Annotated in this window: 13 protein-coding genes; 3 read left to right on the top strand and 10 right to left on the bottom strand. The window is 66.7% G+C overall.

Annotation, left to right across the window (positions count from 1 at the left end; translation table 11 throughout):
- Nucleotides 1–79: 79 nt before the first annotated feature.
- The 4 genes from A5699_RS05860 to ligD are packed head-to-tail and all read right to left on the bottom strand — an operon-like array spanning nucleotide 80 to nucleotide 4,127.
- The gene (locus tag A5699_RS05860) at nucleotides 80–700 is read right to left on the bottom strand and encodes a lactate utilization protein C (RefSeq protein ID WP_067766761.1); all 621 of its coding nucleotides are present in this window, start codon (nucleotides 698–700) and stop codon (nucleotides 80–82) included.
- A complete protein-coding gene (locus A5699_RS05865) occupies nucleotides 697–2,160 on the bottom strand; it encodes a LutB/LldF family L-lactate oxidation iron-sulfur protein (protein WP_067766764.1) in 1,464 nt (487 codons plus the stop codon). Before A5699_RS05865 ends, A5699_RS05860 begins: the two co-directional genes overlap by 4 nt.
- Complete coding sequence (locus A5699_RS05870; protein WP_067766767.1) at nucleotides 2,157–2,891, bottom strand: (Fe-S)-binding protein; 735 nt, start codon at nucleotides 2,889–2,891, stop codon at nucleotides 2,157–2,159. The genes A5699_RS05865 and A5699_RS05870 overlap by 4 nt, the downstream gene beginning before the upstream one ends.
- A 3-nt stretch (nucleotides 2,892–2,894) precedes the next feature.
- Nucleotides 2,895–4,127 (bottom strand): non-homologous end-joining DNA ligase, encoded by a 1,233-nt coding sequence (ligD, locus tag A5699_RS05875; RefSeq protein ID WP_067766797.1) that lies wholly within the window; start codon nucleotides 4,125–4,127, stop codon nucleotides 2,895–2,897.
- Nucleotides 4,128–4,181: 54 nt separating this feature from the next.
- On the opposite strand from ligD, the gene fadD2 reads away from it, so the two are divergent.
- Nucleotides 4,182–5,855, top strand: coding sequence for a long-chain-fatty-acid--CoA ligase FadD2 (gene fadD2 / locus A5699_RS05880; protein ID WP_067766770.1), 1,674 nt, complete (start codon nucleotides 4,182–4,184; stop codon nucleotides 5,853–5,855).
- Nucleotides 5,856–5,904: 49 nt separating this feature from the next.
- Entirely contained in the window at nucleotides 5,905–6,687 is a 783-nt protein-coding gene (locus A5699_RS05885) for an SDR family NAD(P)-dependent oxidoreductase (RefSeq protein ID WP_067766772.1), read from the top strand.
- An 8-nt stretch (nucleotides 6,688–6,695) separates the two neighbouring features.
- Here A5699_RS05885 and A5699_RS05890 read toward each other — a convergent pair whose 3' ends face one another.
- The 6 genes from A5699_RS05890 to A5699_RS05915 all read right to left on the bottom strand — a co-directional run bounded on the left by A5699_RS05890 (nucleotide 6,696) and on the right by A5699_RS05915 (nucleotide 12,460).
- The gene (locus A5699_RS05890) at nucleotides 6,696–7,007 is read right to left on the bottom strand and encodes a hypothetical protein (protein ID WP_067766775.1); all 312 of its coding nucleotides are present in this window, start codon (nucleotides 7,005–7,007) and stop codon (nucleotides 6,696–6,698) included.
- A 17-nt stretch (nucleotides 7,008–7,024) separates the two neighbouring features.
- Nucleotides 7,025–7,180: a hypothetical protein gene (locus A5699_RS29815; RefSeq protein WP_085980328.1), complete on the bottom strand. Its 156-nt coding sequence runs from the start codon at nucleotides 7,178–7,180 to the stop codon at nucleotides 7,025–7,027.
- Between the two features lie 261 nt (nucleotides 7,181–7,441).
- Nucleotides 7,442–9,661, bottom strand: coding sequence for an acyl-CoA dehydrogenase (locus tag A5699_RS05900; RefSeq protein WP_067766778.1), 2,220 nt, complete (start codon nucleotides 9,659–9,661; stop codon nucleotides 7,442–7,444).
- Nucleotides 9,662–9,747: 86 nt separating this feature from the next.
- The gene (locus A5699_RS05905; protein ID WP_197508203.1) at nucleotides 9,748–10,737 is read right to left on the bottom strand and encodes a 2-hydroxyacid dehydrogenase; all 990 of its coding nucleotides are present in this window, start codon (nucleotides 10,735–10,737) and stop codon (nucleotides 9,748–9,750) included.
- Nucleotides 10,713–11,834 carry an alpha/beta hydrolase gene (locus tag A5699_RS05910; protein ID WP_067766781.1) on the bottom strand — a complete coding sequence of 374 codons (1,122 nt, stop codon included), beginning with the start codon at nucleotides 11,832–11,834 and terminating at the stop codon, nucleotides 10,713–10,715. The genes A5699_RS05905 and A5699_RS05910 overlap by 25 nt, the downstream gene beginning before the upstream one ends.
- Nucleotides 11,831–12,460, bottom strand: a complete 630-nt coding sequence (locus A5699_RS05915) for a TetR/AcrR family transcriptional regulator (protein ID WP_067766784.1) — start codon at nucleotides 12,458–12,460, stop codon at nucleotides 11,831–11,833. Before A5699_RS05915 ends, A5699_RS05910 begins: the two co-directional genes overlap by 4 nt.
- A 97-nt stretch (nucleotides 12,461–12,557) precedes the next feature.
- Between A5699_RS05915 and A5699_RS05920 the strand changes: the two genes are divergently transcribed.
- On the top strand, nucleotides 12,558–13,136 hold the full coding sequence (locus A5699_RS05920; RefSeq protein ID WP_067766787.1) for a VOC family protein: 579 nt from the start codon (nucleotides 12,558–12,560) through the stop codon (nucleotides 13,134–13,136).
- Nucleotides 13,137–13,347 lie beyond the last annotated feature (211 nt).

Genomic DNA, 13,347 nt, shown 5'->3' on the forward strand with positions numbered 1-13,347 from the left:
TGCGGGCAATCTAAGGCGGCTGGGTGGGCAGCGTTAATACTTTGCTAAGAACCCTTCCGGGCTTACTCGTCGGTAAGGTTCACACGATCAGGACGTCGAGGGTTCGAGGTCCGTGGACGCCTTCTACCCGCTGCAGTTCGATGTCGCTGGTGGCGCTGGGGCCGGAGATGAAGGTCAGGGGCCGCGTCGGCGCCAGCCCGGCGAACGCCTGCGGCACGGTGTCCACGATCTGATCGGCCCGCACCACACAGAGGTGGTGGTCTGGCACCAGGGTCAGTGCCCGCCGTCCTTGGGTGGGGCCGGCGTCGAGCACGATCGTGCCGGTCGCGGCGATGCCGAGCGCACATCCGGTCAGCACTGCATCGGCGCGGTCGAGGTCGGCGACGCCCAGCGTCGGCTCGTCGAGGACCGTCGTCAGTCCCGAGACCCACTCGGGTGGCAGATCGGCGGGGATGACCACGGTGGCTTCCGGGCCGACCAGTGCGCGGACCGTCGACGCGATCGCCTCCGGCTCGATGCGGTGTACCCGGGCCCGATACTCGGCGACTGCTTCAGCGAACCGTTCGATGTTGCCCGGGCCGGTCAGCGGCTCGCGGTGGTAGTCACGTGGAACCCGCACCGGCTGCGGTGGCGCGGACGCCAGGGCGGCCCGGATCCGTCCCAGCACCGCAGCCTTGGCTTCAGGCGTCGGGCCGGTCATCCTTGCCCCTCCTGATGCGTGCGGCTCCACCATTGTCGGAATGTCTCCGCAGGCGGTTGGGGAATGTCGCGGCTGGCGGTCCATTTGGAGGCAGGCCAGGGCAGCGCGGTGATGCGGTGGTCGCGCCCGGCGATCAGCCGCCCGGCACTCAGGGCCTTCTCGGCCAGTGAAAACCGGCCCGCACCGGCCATCGCCCACCCTGCGGCCTTCATGGCCAGGTCTTGCCCGCCGGGTAACCCTCCTCTGTCTTGGTCCACCTGCTCGGCTCGCAGATGGACAAGGATCGACGGGATGTCGATGCGGACCGGGCAGGCTTCGAAGCACGCCCCGCACAGCGAAGAGGCATACGGCAGGCTGGCGTTGGGATCATCGTGACCGGTGGTGCCGGTGAGCTGAGGACTCAGGATCGCCCCGATCGGTCCCGGGTACACCGACCCGTAGGCGTGGCCGCCGGTGCGTTCGTAGACCGGGCAGACATTCAGGCATGCGCTGCACCGGATGCAGTGCAGCGCCGGGCGCCCCACCTCGTCGGCCAGCACCTGCGTGCGGCCGTTGTCCAACAGGACCAGATGGAACTCCTGCGGCCCGTCGCCGGGGTGCACACCGGTCCACATCGAGGTGTAGGGGTTCATCCGTTCGGCCGTGGAGGAGCGCGGCAGCAGCTGCATGAACACCTCGAGATCGGTGAAGGTCGGCACGATCTTCTCGATGCCCATCACCGTGATCAGCGTCTGCGGCAGCGTCAGACACATCCGGCCGTTGCCTTCGGACTCCACCACCGCCAGCGTCCCGGTCTCGGCAATGCCGAAATTGGCCCCGCTGATCGCGACGTCGGCGGTGAGGAACTTGCGACGTAGGTGGGCTCGGGCCGCCATGGCCAGCACGCGGGGATCGTCGGTGAGCTCGCCCGCCTCGGGCATCTCGCGGGTGAAGATCTCCCGGATCTCGGCGCGGTTGCGGTGGATGGCCGGCACCAGGATGTGACTGGGCTTGTCGTGGCCGAGCTGCACGATGAGCTCGGCCAGGTCGGTCTCGAACGCGGCGATGCCCTGGGCCTGGAGGTATTCGTTGAGGCCGATCTCCTGGGTGGCCATCGACTTGACCTTGACCACCTCATCGGATCCGGTGGCGCGGATCAGATCGGCGACGATGCGGTTGGCCTCCTCGCCGTCGCGGGCCCAGTGCACCACACCGCCACGCTTGGTGACGTTGTCCTCGAACTGCTCGAGCAACTCGGGAAGCCGCGCCATGACGTCCTGCTTGAGCGCGCTGCCCGCGGCGCGCAGCTGCTCCCAGTCGTCACATTCGGCGATCGCGGCCAGCCGCTTGCCCCGAATCGTGTGGGTGGCATGGCCGATGTTGCGGCGCAGCTGGGAATTGGCCAGGGCGGCCCGGGCGGCGACCGGGAATGATTCCTCGCCGCGCAGGTTTCCGACGCCGGGGGTGCCGAGAAACGTCATGGGCCGGCCGCCAGGATCTCGGCCAGGTGCACCGTGCGCACCCCGGAGCGCAACCGGCTCAGCCCGCCGCCGATGTGCATCAGGCACGACGAGTCCCCGGCGCTGCACACCTCGGCATCGGTCTCCAGGATGTGGGCCATCTTGTCGGCCAGCATCGCCGTGGACGTATCGGAGTTCTTGATCGCGAAGGTTCCGCCGAAGCCGCAACAGGAGTCGGCGTGCGGCAACTCCACCAGCGTCAAGCCCCGCACATGGCGCAGCAGCCGCAGCGGCTTGTCACCCACCCTGAGCATGCGCAGCGAGTGGCACGTCGGGTGATAGGTGACCCGGTGCGGGTAGTAGGCGCCGACGTCGTCGACACCGAGGACGTCGACCAGTAACTCGGACAACTCGAAGGTCTTGGCGGCCAGTTGTTCGGCGCGGATGGCGAGTCCTTCGTCACCCGCGCGCCGGGCCACCATCGCGTGTTGGTGACGCACCGAGCCCACACACGATCCCGATGGCGCCACCACGGCGTCGCAGTTCGCGGATTCAAAGGCCTCGACGTGGTTGCGCACCAGCGCGGTGGCTTCGGCCAGATAGCCGGTGTTGACATGCATTTGGCCGCAACAGGTTTGACCATCGGGAAAGACCACCTCGTGGCCGAGGCGTTCGAGTAGTTGCACCGTGGCGATGGCGGCCGAGGGGAACAGCGCATCCGCCAGGCAGGTCGCGAAGAGGGCGATTCGCATGTCTCAACCTCGCTTCCACTGGGCGCCGCGGTAGTGCTCCCACGGGTTGTAGTCGGCGAGGAGTTCTTCCTGCGGGGGACGCTCGGCCTCGGGCACGTGCTGCAGGTTGATCCGGACCCGGTACCAGATCGAGCTCGGACCACGCATGCCGTCGAGGAGGACGTCGACGGGCTCCAGCCGTGCGGCTGCCGCCGGATGACGCTCACGCCAGACGTCGAGTGCGCCGAGCGCCTCGTCCTTCGTCTTGGTCTTGGCGATCTCGATCAGCGGCATGCTCGACTGTCGTCGACCGTCGCGGGAAGCACCCTTGGGTGCCTTCTCGGCCGGGCCGAGTTCGGCTGCGAGCGCGAGCAACCCGTCCAAAGCGCCGACCGTGGTGTCCATGCCTTCCCACGGGTCACCGATCTCGGCGAACCGGTCGGGCACGGTGGCGACGGTGAACGCCTCGGGGCGGCAGCCGTCGACCTCGTCCCAACGCAGCGGGGTGGACACCCGGGCGTCGGGGGTGGCCCGTACGGAATAGGCCGACGCCACCGTGCGGTCCTTGGCGTTCTGGTTGAAATCGACGAAGACCCGTTCGCCCCGTTCTTCCTTCCACCACCGCGCGGTCGCGATGTCCGGTGCCCGCAGCTCCACCGCCCGGGCCACCGTCTCGGCGGCCAACCGCACCTTGGTGAACGGCCAGCGCGGGTGGATGCGGGCGTAGATGTGAAAGCCGCGCGATCCCGACGTCTTGGGCCAGGCGGTCAGGCCGTGGTCCTCGAGTACCTCGCGCGCAACGTGGGCGACGGCGACGATCTGCGACCAGTCGACGCCGGGCATCGGGTCGAGGTCGACCCGTAACTCGTCGGGATGGTCGAGGTCTTCGGCCCGCACGGGATGCGGGTTGAGGTCGACGCAACCCAGGTTCACCGCCCAGGCCAGCCCGGCGGCATCGCGCAGCACGGCCTCCTTGGCCGAGGTGCCGGACCGGTACTTGAGCTCGGCCACGTCGACATAGTCCGGCCGCTTCTCTGGTGCCCGCTTCTGGAAGATGGCCTCGGTGGTGATGCCCTTGACGAACCGTTTGAGGATCATCGGACGGCCGTACACCCCGCGTAGCGCGCCGTCGGCCACGGACCGGTAGTAGTTGATCAGGTCGAGCTTGGTGACGTGCACGTCGGGAAAAACGACCTTGTCGGGGTGGCTCACAGCCACCTCGAGGCCGTCGATCTCCAGCGACACTGCACCGGCCATGACCACATGCTAGTTAACGCCCCCGACGCGATAGCCGTCACATATTGTGGCCAGATGCCTAGTTTGTCTGACCTGCCGGCGAACCTCACGGCCAAGGCCAAGGAGTATCTGGAGCGCGGCGCGGCCGAATTGCACTACGCGCGCAAGATGTTCGAGGCCGGCGCACTCCGGCTGGAGCCGCCGCAGCACATGGTCGCCATGCTGGCCGACATCCGGACCTGGGGCGAAATCGGGATGATCCCGGCCCTGAATGCGCGTCGTCACCCCGAGCGTGTCGCCGTCATCGACGACGAAGGCGAGTTCACGTTCGGTGAGCTCGATGCGGCCGCCCATGCGGTGGCCCACGAGCTGCTCACCATGGGCGTGCGCGGCGGCGACGGGGTGGCGATCCTGGCCCGCAACCACCGGTGGTTCCTGGTGTCGCTGTACGGGGCCGCGCGGGTGGGCGCCCGGATCATCTTGCTCAACACCGAGTTCTCCGGGCCGCAGATCAAAGAGGTGTCCGCGCGCGAAGGCGCGAAGGTGATCATCTACGACGACGAGTACACCGGTGCCGTCGCACAGGCCGAACCGGAACTGGGCAAGCTGCGGGCGCTGGGCGTCAACCCCGACTCCGAGCAGCCGTCCGGCAGCACGGACGAAACCCTGGCCGAGGTCATCGCCCGCGGCAACGGCCGGCCCGCCCCGAAGGCCTCCCAGCATCCGTCGATCATCATTCTGACGAGTGGCACCACCGGAACACCCAAGGGCGCCAACCGCGCCGCACCGCCATCGTTGGCCCCGGTGGGCGGAGTGCTCTCGCATGTCCCGTTCAAGGCCGGCGAGGTGACCGCGCTGCCGGCGCCGATGTTCCACGCGCTCGGGTTCTTACACGCCACCATCGCGATGATGCTGGGCACCACGCTGGTGCTCCGCCGCCGGTTCAAGCCGGCCACGGTGTTCGAGGATGTGGAGAAACACGGCGTCACCGGCATGGTCGTGGTGCCGGTGATGCTCTCGCGCATGCTCGACCACCTCGAGCAGATGAAGCCCAAGCCCAACCTGTCCTCGCTGCGGATCGTGTTCGTCTCCGGATCCCAGCTCGGGGCGGAGTTGGCCTCGCGCGCGCTCAAGGACCTCGGGCCGGTGATCTACAACCTGTACGGATCGACCGAGATCGCATTTGCGAGCATCGCGCGGCCCCAGGATCTGTCGATCAACCCGTCCACGGTCGGCCCGGTGGTCAAGGGCATAACCGTCAAGATCTTCGACGACAACGGCAAAGAGCTTCCGCAGGGTGAAGTGGGCCGTATTTTCGTGCGAAACACCTTCCCGTTCAAGGGATATACCGGCGGTGGGCACAAGCAGATCATCGACGGCATGATGTCGTCAGGTGACGTCGGCTATTTCGACGAACACGGACTGCTGTACGTCAGCGGCCGCGACGACGAGATGATCGTCTCCGGCGGCGAGAACGTGTTCCCCGCCGAGGTCGAGGATTTGATCAGCGGACACCCCGAGGTCGTCGAGGCCACCGCGCTCGGTGTCGATGACAAGGAATGGGGTGCCCGACTGAAGGCCTTCGTGGTGAAGGTCGAGGGCGCCAGCATCGACGAAGACGCGATCAAGGCCTACGTCAAAGAGCACCTGGCCCGCTACAAGGTTCCGCGTGAGGTGGTCTTCCTCGACGAGTTGCCGCGGAACCCGACCGGCAAGATCCTCAAGCGCGAATTGCGCGACCTGGAATAGGTGGGAATAGGTGGGAATAGGTTGCCCGCGTCGGTGGTAGTACAGCCTTGTGAACATCGAACTGACCGGAAAGACCGCGCTCGTCACCGGCTCGACCCAGGGCATCGGGCTGGCCATCGCCGAACAACTGGCCCGCGCCGGTGCCCGGGTGGCCGTCAACGGCCGCACGGCGGCGCGCGTCGACGAAGCCGTCTCCAAGCTGGCCGAGTTCGACGTTCTCGGTGTGGCTGCCGACGTCTCGACCGAGGAGGGGACAGCTGAGCTGCTGCGTCAGCTGCCCGACGTCGACATCCTGGTGAACAATCTCGGCATCTTCGGTGCCGTGCCGCCGCTGGAGATCACCGACGACCAGTGGCGCACCTACTTCGACGTGAATGTCCTTGCCGCAGTGCGGCTTATCCGCAGCTACCTGCCCGGGATGACGTCGCGGGGCTGGGGCCGCGCCATTCAGATCGCCAGTGACTCGGCGATCGTGACACCGGCCGAGATGATCCACTACGGGGTGTCCAAGACCGCGCTGCTCGCGGTGTCACGCGGTTTCGCCAAAGAGGCTGCGGGCAGCGGCGTGACCGTGAACTCGGTGATCGCCGGGCCGACCCACACTGCCGGGGTCGAGGACTTCGTCTATCAGCTCGTCGACAAGTCTCTGCCGTGGGAGCAGGCGCAGCGCGAGTTCATGATCAAGCATCGCCCGCAGTCTCTGATCCAGCGGCTGATCGAGCCGGAGGAGATCGCGAACATGGTGACCTACCTGGCCTCTCCGCTGGCCTCGGCCACCACGGGCGGGGCGTTGCGGGTCGACGGCGGTTACGTCGACTCGATCCTGCCGTAGCGTCGGCGCTAATCGAGCAGCGCTGAGCCCGGTACGGCCAGGCACACCAGCGACAAGGCCAGCAGGAACCAGCCTGCTGCCTGCCAGATCGGCCACGTGCCCTCGGCTTTCCACACCTGGTACGTGCGGAAGAAGGCGCCGACGCCGCCGACGAACAGGATCGTCGGCACGAGCGTTGCCGAGAGTGTGGAGCGGTCAAAGGCATAGAAACCCAGAGCCACGCCCGCTACGGCGACGACGGCGACCACATAACCCACCGCAGAGCGAAACATCTGCGGGTCGTGCCAACGCTTTTCGACGTCGTTCCTGTCGCTGCTCATCAAGTCAACTCACATCGTCACGGCGGCCCGTTGATATACCAGGCCAGGCAACCCGGCCGGTCGCGGCACGCGATGATGGCGCCGGCATCGGGTGCCGACCCGCGGACCCGCGGCGGCCTGGGTTGCAGGTTGCAGTTCACCACGTAGGGGTTCCACGGAATGACGCCGTTCACACATGGCTCGGCCTGAATTTCGGTAGACCCCGGTGACCCTTGCCCCCACACAGCGGTTGGGGTGACGACGACCGCGACCGCCGCTGCGCCCACTGCTACCGAGCGCAGAATGCGGTGTCGTGACGTGCTCATCATTGAGTGTCAACCGTTTCTGGTAGCCGTCTATTTCGACGGTACGCCTGGCACCCTCGGCGAGCAGACGTAAACCCGTACCAAAACCGGCATTTTGGTACGGGTTTATGTCTTTTCGCGGGAAGACGGTTACGGGTCGCGGGGCAGGCCGAGCAGGCGTTCGGCGATGATGTTGAGCTGCACCTCGGTGGTACCGCCGTAGATCGTGGTCGCCCGGCTGGCCAACAGGTACTCGGCCCAGCGGCCGTACTCCTGGTCGGGATCGCCGATGGCGCCGTCGGTGCCGAAGGAGGCCACCGCGAACTCCGCGTAACCCTGGCCGGTCTTCATCGACAGCAGCTTCGAGATCGCCGCGGCGGGCATCGCGTCACCGCCGGCCAGCGTCAGCAGGGTGGAGCGCAGGTTGAGCACCTTGGCGGCATGCCCTTCGGCGATCAGCTGGCCCGCCCGGTTCTGGTCGATCTGGTCGAACTGCCCCGCACCGAGGAACGCCACGAACTGATCGAGATTGGCCAAGAACGGCGGCTCACTGCTACCGATCGACACCCGCTCGTTGGTCAACGTGTTGCGGCTGACCTCCCAGCCGCGGTTGACCTCGCCGAGCACCATGTCGTCGGGCACGAACACATCGTCGATGAACACCGTGTTGAACATGGCGTTGCCGGTGAGCTCGCGCAGCGGCTTGACCTCGACACCCTCGCTGTTCATGTCGAGCAGGAAGTAGGTGATGCCCTGATGTTTCGGAGCGCTCGGGTCGGTGCGGGCCAGCAGGGCGCCCCATTGCGAGAACTGGGCTCCCGTCGTCCAGATCTTCTGCCCGGTGATCCGCCAGCCGCCGTCGACCTTGGTGGCCTTGGTGGTCAGGCTGGCCAGGTCCGAACCGGCGCCCGGCTCGGAAAACAGCTGACACCAGATCATCTCGCCGCGGAACGTCGGCGGCAGGAACCGCTGCTTCTGCTCGTCGGTGCCGAACGCCACGATCGACGGGATGATCCAGGAGGCGATGCCCATCTGCGGGCGCTTGACCCGGCCGGTGCTGAACTCCTGGGCGATGATGATCTGCTCGATCGGTTCCGATGCCCGGCCCCACGGCTTGGGCAGGTGGGGTTGCACCCAGCCGCCCTCGGCGATCGCGGTATTGCGCTCGGATCCGCTCGGAATCGCTTTGAGCGCAGCGACTTCCGCGCGGATCTCGTCACGCAGCTTTTCGGTGTCGGGATCCAGGTCGATGTCGACCGGACGCATACCGGTGGCGGTCGCGGTGTCGACCACCAGTTGCGGGTAGTCCGCGGCGCGCCCGAAGCACGCGGCCAGCACGAGCGCGCGCCGGTAGTACACGTTGGTGTCGTGTTCCCAGGTGAATCCGATGCCGCCGTGCACCTGGATGCAGTCCTGGGTGGTGTGTTGCGCGGCGGCGGGTGCCAGGGTGGCGGCCACTGCCGCGGCGAACTCGAAATGGGTTTCTGCCGAGCCGTTTTCCTGCACTTCGTCGAGCGCGCGGGCCGCATCCCAGACTGCCGCGGTGGCCCGTTCGGTCTCGGCGATCATGCCGGCACATTTGTGCTTGATCGCCTGGAACTGGCCGATCGGCCTGCCGAACTGCTCACGGATCTTGGCGTAACCGGTCGCGGTGTCGGTGGCCCAGCGTGCGACGCCGATGGCCTCGGCGGACAACAGCGTCGAGATCAATGCCCGAGCCCGCGCGGTGTCCAGGTTGGCCAGCACGCGCTCGGCCTCTTCGTCGGAGCTGACCTCGACGGCGTTGGCCCGCACATGCGCCAGCGGACGCAGCGGATCGACACTGCGCACCGGCTCGATCTCGAGTTGAGCGGCGTCCAGCACCACCCACTCCACCCCGGAGTCGATCGCGACCGGGAGCACCAGCACCGAGGCTTGTGCCGCGGCCGGCACCGCCCGTGCCTCTCCGCGGATCACCAGACTCTCGCCGTGGCGCGTCGCGGTCAGGCCGGAGTCGATGGCGTAGGCGGCGATGGTGTCACCGGAAGCCAGGCCGGTGAGGATCTTCGCCTCGGGGTTGTTGGCGGAGATCAAGGCGCCGGCGATCGCCGAGGGCACGAACGGCCCCGGCACCGCGCCGTAGCCGAACTCGGCCAGCGTGATGGCCAGTTCGAGAATGCCGAAGCCTTGCCCGCCAACGGCTTCCGACAGGTGCACACCCTGCAGACCCTGATCGGCCGCGGCTTTCCAATACGGCGGAGGGTTGGGGATGGGGTGTTGCCAATCCGCGTCGATCGCTTCGTGCAGCACCTCTGACGGTGCTACCCGGGCTACCAGCGAGCGAACCGAATCGGCCAGATCGCTGTGCTCAGACGTGATCGCAAGGGGCATGTGGTACCTCCATCAGGGGGCATTTCTCCAATAACCGGTCGGTTGGGCCGAGGGTACTCCGACGTGACGAGCGCCACTGCGGCGGCCTAACTCGTCCCGTTCACTACGTGTGCGAGCGGCTCCCCGTCACGGATCCGACGGCAGTTGTCGATCGCCATGGTCAGATAACGCCGCATGGTGTCGACCGTGTGCCAGGTGACGTGTGGGGTCAGCACTACGTTGGGCAGCTCAAGTAGGGGATTGCCGGGCGGCACCGGCTCCTCGGCGAACACATCCAGCCCGGCTGCCGCCAACGCGCCGGTGCGCAGTGCCTCGACGAGGGCGGGCTCGTCGATGATCGGCCCTCGCGCGGTGTTGACCACGACGGCACCGGGCTTCATCGTCGCCAAGGCCTCACGGTCGAGCAATCCACGGGTCGCGTCGGTCAACGGCAGATGCAGCGAGATGATGTCGCTGGCGGCCAGCAGATCCGGCAGGCTGCGCCACTGCGGATGACCGGTGTCGCGAGTACTGGTGTGGATCACCTGGGCCGGGTCGGCGCCCATGGCGACGACGATCTTCTCGACGCGCTTGGCGACGTTGCCGTAGCCGAGCAGGCCGACCGTGCAGCCACTGATGTCGCGGACGGTCTCACCCAGAGTGTGATCCGACGGCCACCCCGCCCCGGTGCGGGTGGCGCGGTCGAGCTCGGGTAGCCGGCGCAGCGCGGCCAGCATGAGCAGCACGGTGCCCTCGGCCACCGAGGGCGCGTTGGCGCCGGGCATGTTGGCCACCAGGATGCCGAGCCGGTCGGCGGTATCCACGTCGATGGTGTTCACGCCGGCGCCCAGTTTGTGCACCAGTCGCAGTCGCAGCCCGCGCTGCAGATCGTCGCCGGAGACCGGACGCAGGACGTGCCAGAGCACCTCGGCGGTGGGCAGCTCGCGGTAGAACGTAGCGTCGTCGTCCTCGTCGCAGAATCGGACGTCCAGCCAGTCCTGATGGGGCGCAAGGAGATCCAACACTTTGTCGCCCGGGGTGAAATGTGCCAGGACCCTGATCGGTCCCGGGTTCACCGCCACCGCTTCGTGATCCATGCGGCGATGGTATCGGCCTGTTCATCGCGGGCGCCCGGGGTGGTGAAGTAATGATCGGTGTCGATCGAGCACTGTTCCTTGTCCGTGCTCGCGAGTGCGTCGTAGATGCGTTTGGCGTCCGACGGATACACGCCGGTGTCTTGGTCGGCATTGATCACCAGCGCCGGACAGGTGATCCGGGCCAGATGCGGTTCGGCGCGTGTCTGCGCGTGCCGCAGGCTCCACATGCCGATCCAGTTGCGCAGGGTGGTGGCCGCGGCGATGCCGCGGGTCGAGCGGTTCGCCTTGACGGGGGTTCCGGCATAACAGAGGTTGGCCTGCCGGTTGGTGGGCTCGATCGCTGGATCCACCATCCTGGGGTCGGCCCAGGTGCGCATGACGGTGAACGGGCGGTCCGAATATCCGGCAGCCCGTACCTTTTTGAGCTCGTCGGTGGCCCAGTCGGTGATCTTGTCGTTGCGTGCCACCTGGGCTGCGCGGTAGCGGGTGACGAAGTCGGCCGAGAAGGGCGGACCGTTGCGCTCGTCGAACAGGTCGAGTTCGGGATCACTGGCGATGGCGTCGTTCTCGTCGATCACCGAGGCGTCCATCCACGCGGTCAGCACATCCGGGCGCCCGGGGTGGGCCGCGCTGGCCACATACCCGTCGGCTCGTGGCAGATCGGTCAGTCCCGCGGCCGGCCGCATGCCGTCCAGCGGCGTGATGTGGTGGTCCTTGGATTGGGCCTGGTAGGCGGCCATGAGTGAGCCGCCACCGGAGTTACCCAGCAGGACAACGGTTTCGACACCCTGCTGTTCGCGGAGCCAGCGCACACCCACACCGATGTCGACGAGTGCGTGGTCGAGCAGGAAGCTGCTCTCGAAGCCGCGGAATCGGGTGTTCCAGCCGAGGAAGCCGATGCCCCTGGCGGCCAGGTAGTCCGCGATGTAGTGCTCCGAGAAGTCGATCTGGTAGTGCGTGGCGATGACGGCCACTGTGGGTTTGTGCGCTGCGTTCCGGTAATAGAGGCCCTGGCACGGGTACCCGCCGGCGCCGGCGCGTTGAGCGGTCGGCGATTCCAGGCCGATGAACTCGCGGACCACCTCCGGCTGGTTCATGTGTGGGGTCTCTCCTCGTGGTAGATGGTCCGGTAGAACACATTGGCCAGGGTGGTGATGCAGGCCGCGTCGTCGGCGACGGCGTCACGACCGCCGGACAGTTGGGTGTAGCAGAACTGGTTGAGCATCGACACCAGTGCCACCGCGGTCAGGTGGGCGTCATCATCGGGGCAAAACCCTTGCTGCTGAGCGTGTTTGACCATCCCGGTGATCATCGCGATCGGCAGTTGGCAGATCTCGTCCCAGTATTCGGCGAAGTCGTCGTCGACCATCGCCATCTGGGACACGCTGATGATTTCGGCCAGGCGGTGCCGGTAGGTCATCCAGTGTGCGGAGGCGGCCTGGTAGCTGCGTTCCCAGTTGGACAGATTCGGTGCGGTGGCGGGCAGTGCGCGTTCGCGGGCCTCGTTGCGGAACCGCAGGGCCCATTCGCGGACCATGGCCTCTTTCGAGGCGTAGTAGTTGTAGAACGACGCGGCGGAGCGGCCCGCCTCGGAGGCGATGTCGGAGATCGTCGTGGCCAGGATGCCCTTGCGGGCGACCACCGTGCGGGCTGCGTTGTCGATCGCCGCCTGGGTTTGGCGGCCGCGCGCGGTCGGCAGGGGGGTACGAGGGCTGACGGTCACGTGTTTCCTCACTCCATTGATCACATCTGAATCTGATGTTAGATTCAGATTCGCAGCCGCGCCAGTCCTCGGCGCGTTCGCCCGGAGGTGTATCGACGTGATCAAGCCTGACAATCCCAACCCGGAGTTCGAGTTCGGCGGCATCAACCATGTGGCGTTGGTCTGCGCCGACATGGCCCGCACGGTGGACTTCTACACCAACGTCCTCGGCATGCCGCTGATCAAATCGCTGGACCTGCCCGGGGACATGGGCCAGCACTTCTTCTTCGATGCAGGCAACGGCGATTGCATCGCGTTCTTCTGGTTCCGCGATGCCCCCGACGGGGTGCCGGGCATCTCGGCGCCGGCGGCGATCCCGGGTATCGGCGAATTCGTCAGCGCCACCGGCTCGCTCAACCACATCGCGCTGCACGTACCTGCGGAGAAGTTCGACGAGTACCGGGAAAAGCTCAAGGCCAAGGGTGTTCGCGTCGGCCCGGTGCTCAACCACGACGACAGCCCGATGCAGGCCTCGGCGACCGTGCATCCCGGGGTGTATGTGCGGTCGTTCTACTTCCTCGATCCCGACGGAATCACGCTGGAATTCGCCTGCTGGACCAAGGAGTTCACCGACAACGACGCGCAGACGCCACCCAAGACCGCGGCGGATCGACGTCCGCCGGTGGCCGCCGGCTGACGTCCCATGCTTCGAAAGTGAACTTGTTGTCGAAGATCCGGCGTATTTTCAGCAACAAGTTCACGCTCGACGACGTTTGCCGCTTACGGCTTGGTGGCGACGACGAAGTACCCGCGCGGCACGCCCGGAACATCCTAGTGGTCCGTCTGTGAATTAATACGGTAGTTTGTAGTATGCCCGTTATGACAGCTGCCGCGTTGCCGGTCAGCGA

The organism is Mycobacterium sp. E802 (assembly GCF_001666875.1).
Classification (GTDB): domain Bacteria; phylum Actinomycetota; class Actinomycetes; order Mycobacteriales; family Mycobacteriaceae; genus Mycobacterium.

Coding starts and splice junctions, on each gene's coding strand:
- A5699_RS05900 (WP_067766778.1), bottom strand. CDS start 9,661: ATGCCCCTTGCGATCACGTCTGAGCACAGCGATCTGGCCGATTCGGTT.
- A5699_RS05905 (WP_197508203.1), bottom strand. CDS start 10,737: ATGGATCACGAAGCGGTGGCGGTGAACCCGGGACCGATCAGGGTCCTG.
- A5699_RS05870 (WP_067766767.1), bottom strand. CDS start 2,891: ATGCGAATCGCCCTCTTCGCGACCTGCCTGGCGGATGCGCTGTTCCCC.
- A5699_RS05910 (WP_067766781.1), bottom strand. CDS start 11,834: ATGAACCAGCCGGAGGTGGTCCGCGAGTTCATCGGCCTGGAATCGCCG.
- A5699_RS05860 (WP_067766761.1), bottom strand. CDS start 700: ATGACCGGCCCGACGCCTGAAGCCAAGGCTGCGGTGCTGGGACGGATC.
- A5699_RS05890 (WP_067766775.1), bottom strand. CDS start 7,007: ATGAGCAGCGACAGGAACGACGTCGAAAAGCGTTGGCACGACCCGCAG.
- ligD (WP_067766797.1), bottom strand. CDS start 4,127: ATGGCCGGTGCAGTGTCGCTGGAGATCGACGGCCTCGAGGTGGCTGTG.
- fadD2 (WP_067766770.1), top strand. CDS start 4,182: ATGCCTAGTTTGTCTGACCTGCCGGCGAACCTCACGGCCAAGGCCAAG.
- A5699_RS05865 (WP_067766764.1), bottom strand. CDS start 2,160: ATGACGTTTCTCGGCACCCCCGGCGTCGGAAACCTGCGCGGCGAGGAA.